14 protein-coding genes are annotated in these 17,468 nt (G+C 64.0%); 8 read left to right on the top strand and 6 right to left on the bottom strand.

The features are described from left to right. Positions 1–109 precede the first annotated feature (109 nt). Positions 110–1,612, bottom strand: coding sequence for an NAD(P)/FAD-dependent oxidoreductase (locus ACFQX9_RS08970; protein ID WP_085385568.1), 1,503 nt, complete (start codon positions 1,610–1,612; stop codon positions 110–112). A 125-nt stretch (positions 1,613–1,737) separates the two neighbouring features. Beyond that, positions 1,738–2,496 (bottom strand): S1 family peptidase, encoded by a 759-nt coding sequence (locus ACFQX9_RS08965; protein WP_377787836.1) that lies wholly within the window; start codon positions 2,494–2,496, stop codon positions 1,738–1,740. Between the two features lie 111 nt (positions 2,497–2,607). On the opposite strand from ACFQX9_RS08965, the gene ACFQX9_RS08960 reads away from it, so the two are divergent. After that, positions 2,608–3,243, top strand: a complete 636-nt coding sequence (locus tag ACFQX9_RS08960) for an HAD-IA family hydrolase (RefSeq protein WP_018455936.1) — start codon at positions 2,608–2,610, stop codon at positions 3,241–3,243. Positions 3,244–3,284: 41 nt separating this feature from the next. Here the strand turns inward: ACFQX9_RS08960 and mtnA are convergent, their stop codons facing one another. The 3 genes from mtnA to ACFQX9_RS08945 all read right to left on the bottom strand — a co-directional run bounded on the left by mtnA (position 3,285) and on the right by ACFQX9_RS08945 (position 5,685). After that, a complete protein-coding gene (gene mtnA, locus ACFQX9_RS08955; protein ID WP_018455935.1) occupies positions 3,285–4,394 on the bottom strand; it encodes an S-methyl-5-thioribose-1-phosphate isomerase in 1,110 nt (369 codons plus the stop codon). Between the two features lie 18 nt (positions 4,395–4,412). Next, complete coding sequence (locus ACFQX9_RS08950; RefSeq protein WP_018455934.1) at positions 4,413–5,288, bottom strand: S-methyl-5'-thioadenosine phosphorylase; 876 nt, start codon at positions 5,286–5,288, stop codon at positions 4,413–4,415. Positions 5,289–5,412: 124 nt separating this feature from the next. Then, a complete protein-coding gene (locus tag ACFQX9_RS08945; RefSeq protein ID WP_018455933.1) occupies positions 5,413–5,685 on the bottom strand; it encodes a phosphopantetheine-binding protein in 273 nt (90 codons plus the stop codon). A gap of 356 nt (positions 5,686–6,041) precedes the next feature. On the opposite strand from ACFQX9_RS08945, the gene ACFQX9_RS08940 reads away from it, so the two are divergent. From ACFQX9_RS08940 to ACFQX9_RS08910, 7 genes are all read left to right on the top strand, one after another. Continuing rightward, positions 6,042–7,259, top strand: a complete 1,218-nt coding sequence (locus tag ACFQX9_RS08940; protein ID WP_026233057.1) for an acyl-CoA dehydrogenase family protein — start codon at positions 6,042–6,044, stop codon at positions 7,257–7,259. A 64-nt stretch (positions 7,260–7,323) separates the two neighbouring features. Next, positions 7,324–8,304: an amino acid--[acyl-carrier-protein] ligase gene (locus ACFQX9_RS08935; protein WP_377787832.1), complete on the top strand. Its 981-nt coding sequence runs from the start codon at positions 7,324–7,326 to the stop codon at positions 8,302–8,304. 37 nt (positions 8,305–8,341) lie between these two features. Beyond that, a complete protein-coding gene (locus ACFQX9_RS08930) occupies positions 8,342–9,217 on the top strand; it encodes an acyl-CoA acyltransferase (RefSeq protein ID WP_377787829.1) in 876 nt (291 codons plus the stop codon). Positions 9,218–9,443: 226 nt separating this feature from the next. Further along, the gene (locus ACFQX9_RS08925; protein ID WP_377787826.1) at positions 9,444–12,311 is read left to right on the top strand and encodes a PAS-domain containing protein; all 2,868 of its coding nucleotides are present in this window, start codon (positions 9,444–9,446) and stop codon (positions 12,309–12,311) included. A 205-nt stretch (positions 12,312–12,516) separates the two neighbouring features. After that, positions 12,517–13,494: a tripartite tricarboxylate transporter substrate binding protein gene (locus ACFQX9_RS08920; protein ID WP_085349787.1), complete on the top strand. Its 978-nt coding sequence runs from the start codon at positions 12,517–12,519 to the stop codon at positions 13,492–13,494. Between the two features lie 154 nt (positions 13,495–13,648). Further along, positions 13,649–14,134, top strand: a complete 486-nt coding sequence (locus tag ACFQX9_RS08915; RefSeq protein WP_204513108.1) for a tripartite tricarboxylate transporter TctB family protein — start codon at positions 13,649–13,651, stop codon at positions 14,132–14,134. A gap of 4 nt (positions 14,135–14,138) precedes the next feature. Then, complete coding sequence (locus ACFQX9_RS08910; protein WP_377787823.1) at positions 14,139–15,647, top strand: tripartite tricarboxylate transporter permease; 1,509 nt, start codon at positions 14,139–14,141, stop codon at positions 15,645–15,647. A 16-nt stretch (positions 15,648–15,663) separates the two neighbouring features. Here the strand turns inward: ACFQX9_RS08910 and ACFQX9_RS08905 are convergent, their stop codons facing one another. Further along, complete coding sequence (locus ACFQX9_RS08905) at positions 15,664–17,358, bottom strand: bifunctional diguanylate cyclase/phosphodiesterase (RefSeq protein ID WP_026233055.1); 1,695 nt, start codon at positions 17,356–17,358, stop codon at positions 15,664–15,666. Between the last annotated feature and the right edge of the window lie 110 nt (positions 17,359–17,468).

The following is a 17,468-nucleotide window of genomic DNA, read 5'->3' as shown; positions in this document are numbered from 1 at the left end:
GACTAGCACCGTCCGCAATCGATAGGCCTCGCTGTATGGGTCCCGGCCCCCGTGCGCAATTGCGCACTAGGCCGGGACGACGTTGCAATGCTTGGTTAGCGCCTAGTCCTCACCCGTACACAAACTCCCCGCCATCCAGATTCGTCTTCGGGATCTCGTCCTTTTCGGTCCAGTAATCCTGGCTGTGCTGCCATTCCGGCTTGTCGCCGCGCTTGGGCAGCAAGTCCATGTTGCGCATCATATAGCCGGGATTGAAGTTTTCCGGATCGATCCAGGGCAGGATCGGCATGTTGTGGTCTTCGGCTCGCAACTTGACCTCGACCTTCTTCGCACCTTTGGCCTTCATGTGACCGAGCAGGCGGCAGACGAAGTCGGCGACGAGGTCGACGCGCAGCGTCCAGCTGGCGCGGAAATAGCCGAACACCCAGACCATGTTCGGCACGCCCGTGAACATCATGCCGCGATAGGTGACGGTGTCGCCGAAGGCGAGCGGCTTGCCGTCGACCTCGAAGGCGATGTCGCCGAGCGCCGCGAGATTGAAGCCGGTTGCGGTGATGATGACGTCGGCCTCGAGCAGCTTGCCGGATTTGAGCTGGATGCCGTTCTCGACGAAGCACTCGATCTCGTCGGTGACGACGGACGCCTTGCCGCTGGCGATGCCCTTGAACAGATCGGCATCGGGCACGAAGGCGATGCGCTGCCGCCACGGCCGGTAGCTCGGCGTGAAATGCGTGTCGACATCGTACTCCGGACCGAGCACTGCGCTGATCTGCCCGATCAGCTCCTTTTTCACCTGCTCGGGTTTTGACAAGCAAAGCTTGGTGAACGCGTCCTGCTCGAACAGGATCTTGCGGCGAACGATCTCGTGGATCCAGGCCTCGTCGACCTGCAGCCGGCGCAGCTCCTCCGCGATCTCGATGGCGTTGCGGCCGAGACGGAAATAGGTCGGCGAACGCTGCAGCATCGTGACATGCGCGCATTTGTCGGCAATGTTCGGCACCAGCGTCGCCGCCGTCGCGCCGGAGCCGATCACGACGACTTTCTTGTTCGCGAGGTCGATATCATCAGGCCAGGTCTGCGGATGAACGATGCGGCCCTTGAAGCGATCGGTACCTTTCCATTCCGGCGTATAGCCTTCCGAATGGCGGTAATAGCCCTGGCACATCCAGAGGAAGTTCGCAGTGAATGTTTTCGCTTCGCCGGTGTCGGTCGTCACCGCCTCGATAGTCCAGAGGTTTTGCTCGCTCGACCAGCTCGCCGAATTGATCTTGTGCTTGTAGCGGATATGCCGCGCGATATCGTTTTCGTCGATCACCTCGTTCATGTAGGCGAGGATTTCCTCGGCGGTCGCGATCGGCGGCCCGACCCAGGGCTTGAAGCTATAACCGAAGGTGTGGAGATCGCTGTCGGAGCGGATGCCGGGATAGCGATGCGTGGTCCACGTGCCGCCGAACGTCGCCTGCGTTTCCAGGATGACGAAGCTCGCACCCGGAAGCTGCTTGGTCATGTGATAGGCGCTGCCGATGCCCGAGATGCCGGCGCCGACGATCAGCACGTCGAAATGTTCAGAAGCCTGTTTGGCCGTGGCGTGACTGCGAACAGCGACATTCATTGTTGCTTCTATGCCTTGCTTGTTTTTGTGGCCGCCCTTGGTTGGGCGGCGCGTTTCCTCCGCGACGGACATGGTCGCCCATCGCGCTTCCGCTTCAAGATGACATAGATCGGGTCGCGGTCAAATCACAGCGCCGCACCCCAGCTCCGCGCGGTCTGCAAGATCCAGTCGCGATAGAGCGTGAGCGGCGTAACACCGGTCAGCCCGCCGCAGCCGGCGGCTCCGTTCGGCCCCGTGGACCAGCTGATGACGCCGACGAGCACGGATCCGGTCGGCTTGTCCTCGAATACGGGACCGCCGGAATCGCCGGTGCAGGCGCCAATTCCGTCGCGAACACCGTTGGTTACGGGGTCGACCAGCCGGATCTGGAGCGTGCCGGGCTGACCCGTCGCGACGAGGCCGGCAACACGCGTCGCGCCGCCACTCTTGCCCTCGCCACGCACGGTGACGCCGATACCGGCGATGACGAAGCGGCTGCCGACTTGGATCGGAATATTCGGCGCGCCGACGGGCACCGTCGATTTTCCCTTGAGTGGAATTTCCAGCTGCAGCAGCGCCACGTCGGCGGTAGCGCGATGCGCTTGCATTGCCTGCATGTTGAAATTCGGATGGATCGCGACGGTGCGGACATTCAGCAGTTGCGGCTGCCCGTCGGTGCCGCGATCGACGATCTTGTAGTCCGCGCCGGGTTGCACGCAGTGGGCGACGGTAAGCACCAGCTTTGGCGCAACGAGGGTGCCGGTACAGAAATTGCCGCGCGAGCCGACGATCGTGACGACGGCGCGCGCGACGCCATCGGCCTGGGGCGTGCCGCCACCAACGATGGCATAAGCGGGCGTGGCGAGCGGCAGCGCGATCGCAATGAGGGTTACGAGCTTCTTCATGGGAACACGCTTTGGTGTTGGCGTCGGTGACAGCATTAGGATGGCTTCGGACTGGCCCTTGCCGATAGCGCATGCTAGCGCTCTTGGAAAGGAATTGACGAGGGCGGGATCTTGACGATCGAGGCTGTGATCTTTGATTTTGGTGGCGTGCTGACGAGTTCGCCGTTTGAAGCGTTCACGCGGTTCGAGACAGAGCGTGGCCTGCCCATCGACATCATCCGGCGCACCAATGCCGCCAATCATCTGGAAAATGCCTGGGCCAAGTTCGAGCGCGCCGAGGTCGATATCGACACGTTCGACAGACTGTTCGCGACGGAATCGCTGGCGCTCGGCGCGGAGGTGCGCGGCCGCGACGTGCTGCCGCTGCTTCAGGGCGATCTGCGCCCCGAGATGGTCGAAGCGTTGAAGCGCATCAAGGCGCAATTCAAGACCGGCTGCATTACCAACAATCTGCCGGCCAATGCGATCGGCAGCATGACCGGGCGCTCACTCTATGTCGCCGAGGTGATGGTGCTGTTCGACCATGTCATCGAGTCCGCCAAAATCGGCCTGCGCAAGCCCGACCCGCGCATCTATCAGCTGATGGTCGAAACGCTGAAGGTCGATCCGAAGAATTGCGTCTATCTCGACGATCTCGGCGTCAATCTGAAGCCGGCACGCGAGATGGGCATGACGACGATCAAGGTCACCAGCGGCGCCCAGGCGATCGCCGGGCTCGAGGCCGCGACGGGATTGAAGCTGAGCTAGAGCGTCATTCTCCGTCATTGCGAGCTATCGCCGAGCCAGAACTACTCCGCCGCAGCTGCGATCCGCTCCGGAAACGCCGCGGCAAGTGAGGCGCGATCGGGCTTCAGCACGCCGCGCTCGGTGATGAGGCCGGTGATGAGCCGTGCCGGGGTCACGTCGAAGGCATAGTTCGCGACCGGCGAGCCCTCCGGCACGATGCGCACGGTCTCAAGCCTTCCGTCCGCGGTGCGGCCGGTCATGTCGGTGACTTCCGTGCCGCTGCGCTGCTCGATCGGGATGTCGCGGATGCCGTCATCAACGGCGAAATCGATCGTCGGCGACGGCAGCGCGACATAGAACGGCACATTATTGTCGTGAGCGGCGAGCGCCTTCAAATATGTGCCGATCTTGTTGCAGACATCGCCATTGGCGGCAACGCGATCGGTGCCGACGATGGCGAGATCGACCATGCCGTGCTGCATCAGATGCCCGCCGGTGTTGTCCGGAATCACCGTATGCGCCACGCCGTGATGGCCAAGCTCCCAGGCCGTGAGCGAGGCGCCCTGGTTGCGCGGCCGCGTCTCGTCGACCCAGACGTGGATCTTGATGCCGCGCTCGTGCGCCAGATAGATCGGCGCCGTCGCCGTGCCCCAGTCGACGGTCGCAAGCCAGCCGGCATTGCAATGGGTCAGCACATTGACGGTCTCGCCCGGCTTCTTCCTTGCGACGATCGCCTCGATGAGTTTCAGGCCGTTGCCGGCGATGCCGCGGTTGATCTCGACGTCCTGCTCGACGATCTCGTCGGCGCGCGCATAGGCGGCCTCCGCGCGCTCCAGTGCATCGATCGGCGCGAGGCTCGCGCGCATCTCGTCCAGGGCCCATTTCAGATTGATCGCGGTCGGCCGCGCCACCACGAGCGTGTCGTAGGCGCGCTTCAGGCCGGCGTCGGAAGCGTCCTCGCGCATCGCCAGCGCCATGCCGTAAGCTGCGGTCGCGCCGATCAGTGGCGCACCGCGCACCAGCATGTCGCGGATGGCGAGGGCCGCGTCCTCGCATGAGGTCAGCTTCGCAACGATGAACTCATGCGGCAGCCGGCGCTGGTCGATCGCTCCGACCGACCAGCCGTCGCGCTCACGCCAGATGCTGCGGAAATGCTTGCCGTCGACCTTCATGGGATTCTGCCTTTCGTATCACGTTCGCAGGATGCGCCCGGCCACCGCGTCGAGCTTCTTCAAGAGCTCGGGATCGCGCGCCTCGGGCGCGGTGATCAGCGCGGTATCGAGCGCGCGGTCCGAGCCGATCGGGCACGGCTCATGCTCGCGCGGGAAGTCTTTCGCCAGCCGCGCCACCAGCGCTTTTGCCTTGTCGGCGTTCGAGCTCAGAACGCGGATGATGTCCTGCACGGTGACGGCGTCGTGATCAGGATGCCAGCAATCGAAATCCGTCACCATCGCGACGGTGGCGTAGCAAAGCTCCGCCTCACGCGCGAGTTTCGCCTCGGGCATGTTGGTCATGCCGATTACGGAATAGCCAAGCGTCTTGTAGGTCATGCTTTCCGCATAGGTCGAGAATTGCGGTCCCTCCATGCAGACATAGGTGCCGCCGCGCGCAAACGCGATGCCCTCGGCTTCGGCCGCCGTGGCAAGGTGGATGCGCAGCCGCGGCGAGACCGGGTGCGCCATCGACACATGCGCGACGCATCCCCTCCCGAAGAACGAGCTCTCGCGTTTGTGGGTACGATCGACGAACTGGTCGACGAGAACGAAGGTTCCCGGCGGCAGTTCCTCCCTGAACGAGCCGCAGGCCGACAGCGAGATCAGGTCTGTGACCCCTGCGCGCTTGAGGACGTCGATATTGGCGCGATAATTGATGTCGGAGGGCGACAGCCGGTGGCCCTTGTCGTGGCGCGGCAGGAACACGATCGGCAGGCCGGCAATCGAGCCGCGCCGCAGGGGTGCCGACGGTTCACCCCAGGGACTCCTGATCACCTCTTCGCGAGCGTCCTCCAGCCCCGGCAGATCGTAGATGCCGGAGCCGCCGATGATGCCCAATACCGCCTGCGTCATGCCTGCTCCACCCCGTTCGCGCCATCGCGATTCCGTGGAGAAGCTATGCCAGTTTTACGTCGGTTTTGGAACGGGTGATGGGGTCAAGAGGTGCCGTCAGGAGAACGCGCGCCAGCACTCCCGGCTATGCCGCGGCCGCCGACCGCAGCTGGGTCGCGACCATGCGCTCCAGCGTCTCGACGGACTGGAAGTTCTCCGGTGTGATCTCGACCTGGGGAATCGTGAAGTCGAATTCGGCTTCGACGCCGAGCATCAGATTGACCATGTCCATCGAGGTCAGGCCGACGTCGACGAGCTTGGCCTGCGGCGTGACCTCAGCGGAGAGCGAGTTCTGCGCGAGGATGCCCTTCACCAGCTTGATGATGCGATTGCGCAACTCGGTATCGAAAGCCTGCATCGGTAAATTCCCATCTGTCGACAAAGGTCGGACCGGTTGCCGGCTACGATGGGCACGGCGGGCCGATCCCGCAATGGACGCCACCATTACTTCGCGTTTCTTAGTAAACGATGACTCAGATTGTTGGATTTCCGGCTTCTTACAGATCCCTAACGCGATCGCGGAAATCCGGACGAGGCAAACAACCCGAACTTAACTGTTCGTTCGGAATTGGGCTTTGTTTACCCTCTATTTCATCGACGAATTTGAATTAAATCCGTAGCCTCATCTCATAAGCAAAGATGGTCGAAGGAATCGCTCAAGCGGCATCGCGAATGATGCCGGCGATCCTGAACGGCAAACCGGAGGCGGACGATATGAACGTGCGTGAAGCAGTCCTCACTGTCGACGAGACGCAGACGAGCTTTCTCGAGCATGGTCCCTCTCTCATTGAGCGCGCCGCCCGCACCGCCACCGTGGCGGCTGCCGACGCAGACGGGGTCGATCGCGATGCCCGCTTCCCCCACAAGGCTTTCGAGGTTGCGCGTGAGCAGAAGCTGCTCGGCGTCATGATCCCGGCCGAGTTCGGCGGCTTCGGTGCCTCGATCCACGACGCCACCGACGTCTGCTACACGCTCGGACGCGCCTGCGCCTCCACGGCGATGATCTACGCCATGCACACCACGAAGGTCGCCTGCGTCGTCAGGCACGGCCACGGCATCCCCTGGATGGAAACCATGATGCGCCGGGTCGCACGCGACCAGTGGCTGCTCGCCTCCTCCACCACCGAAGGTCAGAACGGCGGCAACATCCGCGCTAGCGCCGCCGCCGTCGACGTCGCCGGCGACACTGTCTCGCTGCTGCGCGACGCCACCGTGATCTCCTACGGTGCCGAGGCCGACGGCCTCGTGACCATCGCCCGCCGCGCCACAGACGCTTCTGCGTCCGACCAGGTGCTGTTGGCGCTCGCCAGGGACGATTATTCGCTGAAGCGGACGCTGGGCTGGGAAACGCTCGGCATGCGCGGCACCTGCTCGACCGGTTTCGAGCTGAAGGTCGACTGCCCCACCGACCGCGTCTTCCCGGAATCCTACGACAAGATCCACGCCCAGACCATGACGCCGTTCGCGCATCTGTGCTGGTCCTCGGCCTGGGCTGGTATCGCTGCAGCCGCCGTTACCCGTGCGCAGGCCTTCGTCCGCAAGGCGGCCCGCACCTCGGGCGGACAGATGCCTCCGGCAGCCGCACATTTCACCGCCGCCAAGATGTCGCTGGCCAAGCTGCGGGCGCTGATATCGGCCAATATCGACGCCTTTGCTCTCGCCGAGCACGATGAACGCGCGCTCGGCTCGCTCGACTTCCAGTCTTCGATCACGCTTCTGAAGGTGCAGGCCTCGGAGCTCGCGGTCGAGACCGTGATGCACGCGATGCGCACCGCAGGCCTTTCCGGCTACCGCAACGACGGTGAGTTCACCATGGGCCGCCACCTGCGCGACGTATTGTCGTCGCCGATCATGATCAACAACGACCGCATTCTGGCCAATGCCGCGACGTCGACCCTGATGAGCGGCGTGCCGACAAGCCTTCGGGACTGACGAGCTTTCGAGACCGACGTGCCTTCGTTCAATAAGAACAATTTCAGATAGCAGGAAGCCGAACATGAACATTGCTGTTCTCCCCAACTCGCCTGAGACCGCGCCGCAGATCGCGGATCCGCTGGATCATCTCGCCGAGAAGCTGTTCCACCCTATGGGCTCGGACGGCGTTTATGCCCGCACCGCGCTCTATGAGGGCATCGTCGAAAAGCTCGCCGCGCTGATCACGAGCCATCGCGAGGCCGGCACTGAGGTGATGCGCTTCCCGCCGGTGATGAGCCGGTCCCAGCTGGAAAAATCCGGCTACCTCAAGAGCTTTCCGAACCTGCTCGGTTGCGTCTGCGGCCTGCACGGCACCGAACGCGAGATCAACGCCGCGGTAAGCCGCTTCGATGCCGGCGGTGACTGGACCAGCTCGCTCTCGCCGGCGGACCTCGTGCTGTCGCCGGCGGCCTGCTATCCCGTCTATCCGATCGCGGCGAGCCGCGGCCAGTTACCGAAGGGTGGCCTCCGCTTCGACGTCGCCGCCGACTGCTTCCGCCGTGAACCGTCAATACATCTCGACCGGCTGCAATCGTTCCGGATGCGGGAATATGTCTGCATCGGCAGCCCCGATGACGTCGCCGATTTCCGCGAGCGCTGGATGGTGCGCGCGCAGGCGATTGCGACCGATCTCGGTCTCACATTCCGCGTCGACTATGCCAGCGATCCGTTCTTCGGCCGCGTCGGTCAGATGAAGGCGGTGAGCCAGAAGCAGCAGCAGCTCAAGTTCGAACTGCTGATCCCGCTGCGCTCGGAAGAGCAGCCGACCGCCTGCATGAGCTTCAATTATCACCGCGAGCATTTCGGCACGACCTGGGACATCAAGGACGCCAATGGCGAGCCGGCCCACACCGGCTGCGTCGCCTTCGGCATGGACCGCCTGGCCGTCGCCATGTTCCACACCCACGGCACCGACCCTTCCGCCTGGCCCGCCAAGGTGCGGGAGATCATGGTCCTGCAGCCGCAGATCGCGGCCGATGCCCACGGCGAAGGCGGGCGCTAACGGAACGAGGCCGGTCATTTCCACGGGAAAGACGAGCGTGATCCACACCAAGGTCCGATGCCGCGAGATCACCGAGTCCGACGTCGATGCGGTCGCGGACTTGCTGACGCGCGGCTTCGTCGGGCGCTCGCGCGGCTATTGGATCCAAGGCCTGCGCCGGCAAGCCTTCCGACCGGTACCGGATGGCTACCCGCGCTTCGGCTACATGCTCGACAATGACGGCACGCCGGTCGGCGTGCTGCTGCTGATCTACACGGCGCGGAGGGACGGCGATGAGACCGCCCTCCAGTGCAATTTGTCGAGCTGGTACGTCGATCCGGCCTACCGCAACTACGCCCCGCTCCTGACCAAGATCGCGCAGCGGCACAAGGACGTCACCTATCTCAACATCAGCCCGGCGCCGTGGACCTGGCCGATCATCGAGACGCAGGGCTTTCGCGCCTATTGCAGGGGTATATTCTTCTCCGTGCCTGCGCTGGCGCGCGTCCCACGCTGGAGCAAGATCGAGGTCATCTCGCAGCACGCCAAAACGATCGACGGGCTTTCCGATGCCGAGACCGAGCTCTTGACGCGGCATGCGCGCTACAATTGCCTCAGCCTCGTCTGCCGCACGCCGAAGGGAGCGTTCCCCTTCATCCTGCAACCGGTGCGCATCCGCCGTGGCATCATTGCGCCGCCCGCGATGAAGCTGATCTACTGCCGCAACGCGGCCGAGTACACCGAATGCGCGGGCCGCATCGGCCGGCTGCTGCTGCGGCTCGGCAAGATCGCGGTCGCCGTCGATTCCAACGGCTCCGTTCCCGGCCTCGTCGGCATCTACACCGAGCGTCGCGGCCGCAAATATTTCAAGGGCCCGCACCGGCCGCAGCTCGCCGATCTCACGGATACGGAACTCGTGCTGTACGGGCCTTAGGCCCGTTTGGACCAGACATTCGATGTCCATCCGGGCCTAAGGCGCAATTGCGCAGGCCGACCGGCGCGACGCTACCTTGCACCCCCCTCCACATTGGCAGCATCTCTGCATCACGGTCACCCTCCGTAAACTACGGCGCTTAAGGGAATTTTCCCGCCTGTTCGCTAGCCTCGGCGGCTGAATTGCCCTGCGTTAAGTCTATTGCCCGCCGAGACCCCGCCGCCCCATGACGTCGATCCGCGACAACGAGCTTGATGCACGCCGCGAGCAGGGCCCGAAGGCCCTGGTCGGGCTGAGCCAGCTTGCACTCGACCACATGGAACAGGGTGTCTGCGTCTACGATGCCGGCAACCGGATCGTGCTGGTCAATCAGCGCTATCTCAGCCTGTTCAACATGTCGGCCGAAATCGTGCGGGTCGGCACGAGCTACCGCGACGTGCTCGCCCACAGTGTGGCCCTCGGCAACATCCCCGCGGGGGAAGTCGACGCACTCTATGCCGCGCGCCTGGCGCGGATCGCAGCCGGCCAGCCGTTCCGGACTCAACAGACACTCGCGAGCGGCCTCGTCATGGCGCTCGAGCTGAAGCCGCTTCCCGGCGGCGGCTGGATGACGATCTGCGACGACGTCAGCCGCCTCGCCCGGCTCGAGGCGGAGCTGCGCGTGCAGACCGAGCGCAGCCAGCACGCGCTCGCCAACATGGCGCACGGCTTGATCATGTACGATGCCGACAGCCGCGTCGTCGTCTGCAACGAACGTTTCCTGAATCTCTATAACCTCGACCCGGAAATCGTGAAGCCGGGCGTCTCGCATTGTACGGTCATCGAGCATTGGATGTCGCGCGGCAACCTGCCGGGCATGCCGGGCGAGGAATTCCACGACACCAGGCTGGAGGACGTGCGCACCAGGAAGGAGAAAACCCTGCTGGTGATGCGCTATGACGGAAGGATGGTGCAGGTGGTTTCCCGTTTTCTGCCCGACGGCGGCTGGGTGACGGTGCACGAAGACGTCACCGAGCGGCTGCAATACGAGGAGATGCTGAGGCAGCAGAACTTCATGCTCGATGCGGCGTTGGAGAACATGGCGCACGGACTCGCCTTCTACGACAGCGAGATGCGCCTGCGCGTCTGCAACACCACCTACCGGAAGATCTATCGGCTCTCGCCGGAGGAAGCCAAGCCGGGCACGCATCTCGGCGAACTGATCGAACGCTCGATGGCAAACGGCGCGTTCTCTTCCGAGTATAGCCCGCGACACCTCCTGGAGGCCGCCAGCGCAAGGATCGCCGACCGCAACTCCTCGCCGATACGCCGACGGATGTCGAACGGCACCACGATCTCGGTGCGCTATTGCGCCCTGGCCGAGGGTGGTTTTGTGGCCACCTACGAGGACATCACCGAGCGCGAGCACGCAGTCGAGCAGTTGAGCGAGCAGTATCGGCGGTTCGACGCGGCCCTGAACAACATGAGCCAGGGCCTGTGCATGCTCGATTCGAGCTTGCGCGTCATCGTCTGCAATCGGCGCTACATCGAGATGTACGGACTGTCGCCCGAATTGGTGAAGCCGGGTGTGTCGATGCGCGAGATCATGGAGCACAGCTGCGAGCTCGGCATCCATCCAAACACCACCGCCGCGCGGCTCTATGCCGACTATGTCGAGAGGCTGCGCGAGGGCGAGCACACACTGCACCGCTATTTGGGCGACGGCCGCATCATCAAGCTCAATCACAAGCGAATGGAGCATGGCGGCTGGGTCGTCACCTATGAGGACGTTACCGAGCGCCACAAGGCCCAGGCCCGCGTTGCGCATATGGCGCGGCACGATTCGCTCACCGACCTGCCCAACCGCACGCTGTTCCGCGAGAAGATGGGCGAGGGGCTGAACCAGGTCGCAATCGCAGGCGGCGCGATGGCCGTGCTGTGCTTCGATCTCGACAATTTCAAGACCGTCAACGACCGCCTCGGACACGCGGCCGGCGACCGGCTGTTGCGCTGGGTCGCGGCGCGGCTGCAGGAGAATGTCGGCGAGCACGACACCGTCGCGCGGCTCGGTGGCGACGAGTTCGCGGTTCTCCAGCGCGGACCGCAGCCGCAATCGGCGGAAAGGCTCGCACGCCGCCTGGTGGAGATCATTGGTCACCCGCCGCCGCTGGAGAACCAGTCGATCCATGTCGGCGTCTCCGTCGGCATCGCAATCGCGCCCGATCACGGGCTCGATGCCGACGAGCTGATGAAATGCGCCGACCTCGCGCTGTACCAGGCCAAGGCCAAGGGGCGCGGCGCCTATCAGCTGTTCGAGCCCAAAATGGAGGAAGAGGCGCGCAGCCGGCACGCGCTCGAGCACGATCTGCGCGGCGCGCTGGAGGCCCGTGAATTCCACCTGGCGTTCCAACCGCAGGTGCGGCTCGACACCACCGAACTTACCGGCTTCGAGGCGCTGCTGCGCTGGAAACATCCCTCGCGCGGCCTCGTCCCGCCGGCCGAATTCATTCCGATTGCGGAAGAGAACGGGCTGATCGTTCCGATCGGAGAGTGGGTGCTGCGCACAGCCTGCGCGACCGCCGCGACCTGGCCCGATCTCACCGTCGCGGTGAACCTGTCGCCGGTGCAGTTCCGATCGCGCGGGCTGGTGACGATGGTGACGAGCGCGCTTGCGGAGGCCGGCCTGCCGCCGCATCGGCTCGAGCTCGAGGTCACCGAGACGGCGCTGCTCGACGACAGCGAGGCGACGATCGAGATCCTGCACCAGCTGCGCGCGTTGGGGGTGCGCGTCAGCCTCGACGATTTCGGCGTCGGCTATTCTTCTCTGAGCTATTTGCGCAAGTTTCCGTTCGATCGCATCAAGATCGACCGCTCCTTCGTCGGCACGCTCGGCGAAAGCCCGGAGAGTGTGGCGATCGTCCGCACCATCGCCAGCCTCGGCTCGGTGCTCGGCGTCGAGACCACGGCGGAAGGCGTCGAGACGATCGAACAACTCGACTTCGTCCGCGAATGCGGCTGCACCGCCGTGCAGGGATATTATTTCGGCAAGCCCTCGCCGGCCGCGGAGGTCGGACGCATGATCGAGACGCTGAGCGCAGTCCGCCGTGTGGCGTAAGGGCTCAGCCGAGAGCCAAATTCCGTATCTCGGCACGCCTCCAAACGACCAATTGTCGCACGTGCGCTTTTCGGCGGGATCACCGTATCGCCCCTGCGGGGCCGCCGCGCAATGCGCTTTTCTTCTCCCATGATTTCGGGGACAATCCCGTCATAACAATGAGAAACGGCGGTCCGAACGAGGCCACCGCGAGGGAGGAGTTTCGATGTCGCGATACGGGCTGAAGACCTTTGCCATTGCCGCCATGCATGCCGTCGTGAGCGCGCTGCTCGCAACCGCCGCGGGTGCACAGGATTATCCCACCAAACCGGTGACGCTGATCGTTCCATGGCCGGCCGGCGGATCGACCGACATCTCGATGCGCGCGATCGCCGACAGCGCGTCCAAGGTCCTGGGGCAGCCCATCGTGATCGACAACAAAGCCGGTGGCGGCGGTACGGTTGGACCGGCCACCATGGCCGCGGCTGCGAAGCCGGACGGCTACACCATCTCACAGCTTCCGATCACCGTCTTCCGCCTGCCCCTGATGCAGGAGGTGTCGTGGGATCCGGCAAAGGATTTTACCTACATCATACATCTCACCGGCTACACCTTCGGCGTAACCACCAGCGCGGAGTCGCAATTCAAGTCCTGGAAAGACGTGGTCGAGTTCGCGAAGGCAAATCCGGGCAAGGTGACCTACGCGACGCCCGGCACCGGCACCTCGCTTCATATCGGCATGGAGCAGATCGCCGCGATGTCCGGCATCAAGCTCACGCAGGTGCCGTTCAAGGGCGGGGCAGAGACCAACGCCGCGGTACTCGGCCAGCACACCATGCTGCAGGCCGACTCCACCGGTTGGCGACCCTTGGTCGACGCCGGCAAGCTGAAGCTTCTCATGGTGTGGACCGGCGCGCGATCACCGAACTATCCTGACGTGCCGACGCTGAAGGAACTCGGCTATCCCATGGTCTATGATTCCCCGTTCGGCATCGCCGGCCCCAAGGGCATGGATCCCAAGATCGTCGCCAAGCTGCACGACGCCTTCAAGAAGGCAGTCGAGGATCCCGCAGTGATCGCCACGCTCGCCAAATACGACATGGTGCCGAGCTACAAGAATACCGAGGACTACAAGAAGTTCGTCGTCGAGGTCACGGAATCGGAGCGCAAGGTGATCGATACGCTCGGGCTTGCGAAGAAGTAGTATTGAGCCACTTTCGTGTTCCGGGCGTGGTGCAGCGCTTCTCCAGCGCTGCACCACAGAGCCGGGACCTACCTTTGCCACGCACCTATCGATCCCGGATCTGCAGCGCACCGCTTCGCGCCGCGTAGCGTCCCGGCACGGCCGAGAGGTATTGATGAACGACCAAACCACCGTCAAACTCCGCCTCAACAACTCCGAACTCTGGGGTGGGTTGATCGGGCTCGCGCTCGGCGGCTTCGTGATCTGGCAAGGCTTAAAGCTCAAGCTCGGCACCATCAACGACCCTGGCTCCGGCTACGTGCTTTTCTACACGGGCATCCTGATGTGCGTGTTCGCGGCCAGCATTATCATCTCGGCCATCACCGAGGGCGGACCAACGCTGGCTTCGCGTTGGCAGAACGTGAGCTGGAGCAAGCCGTTACTCGTCATCGTCTGCCTTACCGCGTTTTCCTTTGCCCTTGAGCCGCTGGGATTCCTGCTGTCATCGATCCCGCTCATGCTGCTTTTGTTGCGCTTGATCGATCCCTTGCGGTGGACATTGGCGATGCCGATCGCCGTTCTGGCACCGCTCGGCATGTGGTGGATGCTCAAGCGACTGCTGCTGATCCAGTTACCCTCCGGCCTGTTCGGGATCGGCTGATCGCATGGATACGCTTCTCAACGTCGCGCATGGGTTTGGCGTCGCTCTCCTGCCGATCAACCTGCTCTACTGCTTCATCGGCGTCTTCATCGGCACGCTGGTCGGCGTGCTGCCGGGCATCGGGCCGATCTCGGCGATGTCTCTGTTGCTTCCGGTGACACTGTCAGGAACGCCGGAATCCGGCATCATCATGATGGCGGGAATCTATTACGGCTCGATGTATGGCGGCTCGACGACCTCAATCCTGGTCAACATTCCCGGCGAGGCGGCTTCCGTCGTGACCTGTATTGACGGCCACCAGATGGCGAAGCAGGGTCGTGCCGGCCCCGCGCTGGGCATCTCAGCCTTCGGCTCGTTCATCGCCGGCACATTTTCACTCGTTGCACTGATGCTGGTGGCGCCTCGGCTCGCCAACATCGCCATCGCGTTCGGCCCTGCCGAATATTTCAGCCTGATGGTGCTCGGCCTCGTCGTGCTCACCTTCCTCACGCAGGGATCGATGCCGAAAGCGCTTCTGATGGCATGTATCGGCGTCGTGCTCGGACTGATCGGGCTCGACAGCATCACCGCGCAGCCGCGGCTGACATTCGGCCGCATGGAGCTGATCGACGGCATAGGACTGGTCCCCGTCGTGATGGGCCTGTTCGGCGTCGCCGAGGTGCTGCTCAATACCGAGCAGGTGATCAAACGCGACATCATCAACGCCAAAATCACGCAGCTGCTGCCCAACAAGGCCGATTGGCAGGCGAGCGCCGGCCCGGTGGCGCGCGGCACGTTACTTGGCTTCCTGCTCGGCATTCTCCCGGGCGGCGGCGCGGTGGTGGCCTCGTTCGCGTCCTATGCGCTGGAGAAGCGGCTGTCGAAGACGCCGGAGCGCTTCGGCCATGGCGCAATCGAGGGCGTAGCGGGTCCCGAATCCGCCAACAACGCGGCGGCCGGCGGCGCGTTCATTCCGCTGATGACCTTGGGCATCCCGCCGAATGTGGTGATGGCACTGCTGCTCGGCGCCTTCGTCATCCACGGCCTGCAACCGGGGCCGCTACTGATCACGCAAAACCCCGGCCTGTTCTGGGGCATCGTCGCCAGCATGTATATCGGCAACGTCATGCTGCTGATCCTCAATCTGCCGCTGATCGGCATGTGGGTGCAGCTGCTCAAGTTGCCCTACAACATCCTGTTCCCGCTGATTATCCTGTTCACGATCCTGGGCGTTTACTGCTCGAGCAACAATGTGTTCGACGTCTACGTGATGATCGCGTTCGGGATCATCGGCTATTTCATGCGCAAGCTCGGCTTCGAGCCCGCGCCGCTGGTGCTGGCGTTCGTGCTGGGACCGATGATGGAGAACAATCTGCGCAAGTCGCTGATCCTGTCGCAGGGCGACCTCTGGACCTTCGTGCAGCGGCCGATCTCGGCAGCGTGTCTTGCGCTCGCGCTGGTGCTGCTGATGGCGCCGCTATTACCCGCGCTGCGTAAGAAGCGCGAGCTCGTGGCGCTGGATGAGGGCGCGTGAGGGATTGGCAGGTGTCTCAGCCTGCCGCGGGCAGCACGTTATCCGGCGGCGCGCCCCAGGGGCGGTCGGCTGAGGCGAGCCCGATCAGGCGGCCCTGGATGTAGTCGCAGCCCCAGTCGCGCAGCATGTTCGCAGCTTCTTCGTCCTGCACCCATTCGGCCACCGTCTTGATGTCGAGGCGGCGGGCGAGGTCGATCAGGGTCTGCACGAAGGCGCGGTCGTCGGCGGAACGGGTGATGTTCTGCACGAAGGCACCGTCGATCTTCACGATGTCCACGCCCAGCTTGCGCAGATTGCGGAACGAGGTGTAGCCGGCGCCGAAATCGTCGATGGCGATGCGGCTGCCGAAATTCTTCAGCCGGGTGACGAAGCCGCGCACATCGTCGATGTCCTGGATCGCGACGGTTTCGGTGATCTCGACGATCAGCCGCTCGGCAACGCCGGGATGGGCACGCATCAGCGATTCGATTCCCGCCCACCAATCCGGATCCATGGTGGTGTCGGGCGAGATGTTGAGGCTGAGGCAGATGTCCGGCGCGGCCGCGAGCTCGGCGACCACGAGCTCGAGCACCCGGTGATCGACCAGGCGGATCAGGCCGAGGCGTTCCGCAACCGGCACGATGTCGGGCGCGAGCAGCACCTGGCCGTCGCCCTGGTCCATCCGCACCAGGCATTCGTGAAAGGCGCAGTCGCGCGAAAGGGCGGCAACTACCGGCTCATAGGCAAGCTTGATGCGGCGCTCATTCAGTGCGGTGACGATCTCGTCGGTGACGCGGATGTTGACGCGGCGCTGGGCGTCGCGCGCGGCATCCGGGCGCCAGGCTGCGAACGAGCCGACGCGGCGTTGTTTCGCGGTGTCCAGGGTCTCGTGGGCGCGATTGACGGCTTCATCGGCGTTGCGGGCATAGCGCGGCACGCTGACCGCGCCGATCGAGGCGGTGACCGACACCGGTCCGGATTTGGTCGGCACCACCTCGTCGCGAATGCCGGCGAGGAAACGTTCGGCAGCCACGTTCATGTCATCGACGGTGCAGTTCTTCAGGATCAGGCCGAACTTGTTGCCGGAGAAGCGGCCGAGCACGTCGCCGCCGCGCAAGCGCGCGCGAATGCGCGTGGCGACGTCGAGGATCACGGCGTCGGCAACGTCGAAGCCGAAGGCCTCGTTGACACGCGCGAGATGATCGATGCCGACCAGCATGAAGGCCGCGGTCGAGCGGAAACGGGTCGTCTCCTCGATGGCCTCGGCCAGCGCGGCGATCAGATGCGAGCGATTGAGCTCGCCGGTCAGCGGATCGAGCCGGGCCAGCTTCGTCAGTTCCTCGTCGCGGGCATGGCGTTCATTGTTGATGCGGACGGAGCCGATCGCACGCACCGGGCGGCCGTCGGGGCCGGCGAACCAGCGGCCGGTCTCCTCGATCCAGACCATGGGATCGGCGGCGCTCATGCGCACGCCGTACTCGACCCGGTAGGGCGTGCCGTCGGCGCCATGCACGGCTGAGGTCTGCGCCAGCGCGGCGGTCCGCATTGATTGCGCGGGCTCGATCAGCCTGGCGAATTCGGCGCCGGTGGCCAGCCGTTCGGCGGGAATTCCGGGAAAGATGGCGCTGACCTGCTCACCCCAGACGATGGCATCGCTGGCGATGTCCCAGGCGAACACGGCCTGGCCGAGGGCAGCCAGGATGTCGGAGGCTTGCGGCAATGCGGGGGTCAAAATCGCCTCGTTTCGGGACAGCGGGGAGTCCTGAGCCGGCACAGGATAAAGCCAGATTCGCCATTGACCCTAGGCAAAGTTGATAAACAATTTGGAAACCACGTTTCCTC

The sequence above is a fragment of the Bradyrhizobium sp. GCM10028915 genome (genome assembly GCF_042666195.1).
GTDB lineage: Bacteria > Pseudomonadota > Alphaproteobacteria > Rhizobiales > Xanthobacteraceae > Bradyrhizobium > Bradyrhizobium canariense_D.
Note: the sequence above shows the minus strand (reverse complement) of the source record. Positions and strands in the feature narration are given on the sequence as shown.

What these genes read in the sequence shown, in the direction of transcription:
- ACFQX9_RS08970 (WP_085385568.1), bottom strand. Translation starts at nt 1,612, where the DNA reads ATGAATGTCGCTGTTCGCAGTCACGCCACGGCCAAACAGGCTTCTGAA.
- ACFQX9_RS08965 (WP_377787836.1), bottom strand. Translation starts at nt 2,496, where the DNA reads ATGAAGAAGCTCGTAACCCTCATTGCGATCGCGCTGCCGCTCGCCACG.
- mtnA (WP_018455935.1), bottom strand. Translation starts at nt 4,394, where the DNA reads ATGAAGGTCGACGGCAAGCATTTCCGCAGCATCTGGCGTGAGCGCGAC.
- ACFQX9_RS08950 (WP_018455934.1), bottom strand. Translation starts at nt 5,288, where the DNA reads ATGACGCAGGCGGTATTGGGCATCATCGGCGGCTCCGGCATCTACGAT.
- ACFQX9_RS08945 (WP_018455933.1), bottom strand. Translation starts at nt 5,685, where the DNA reads ATGCAGGCTTTCGATACCGAGTTGCGCAATCGCATCATCAAGCTGGTG.
- ACFQX9_RS08940 (WP_026233057.1), top strand. Translation starts at nt 6,042, where the DNA reads ATGAACGTGCGTGAAGCAGTCCTCACTGTCGACGAGACGCAGACGAGC.
- ACFQX9_RS08935 (WP_377787832.1), top strand. Translation starts at nt 7,324, where the DNA reads ATGAACATTGCTGTTCTCCCCAACTCGCCTGAGACCGCGCCGCAGATC.
- ACFQX9_RS08925 (WP_377787826.1), top strand. Translation starts at nt 9,444, where the DNA reads ATGACGTCGATCCGCGACAACGAGCTTGATGCACGCCGCGAGCAGGGC.
- ACFQX9_RS08920 (WP_085349787.1), top strand. Translation starts at nt 12,517, where the DNA reads ATGTCGCGATACGGGCTGAAGACCTTTGCCATTGCCGCCATGCATGCC.
- ACFQX9_RS08915 (WP_204513108.1), top strand. Translation starts at nt 13,649, where the DNA reads ATGAACGACCAAACCACCGTCAAACTCCGCCTCAACAACTCCGAACTC.
- ACFQX9_RS08910 (WP_377787823.1), top strand. Translation starts at nt 14,139, where the DNA reads ATGGATACGCTTCTCAACGTCGCGCATGGGTTTGGCGTCGCTCTCCTG.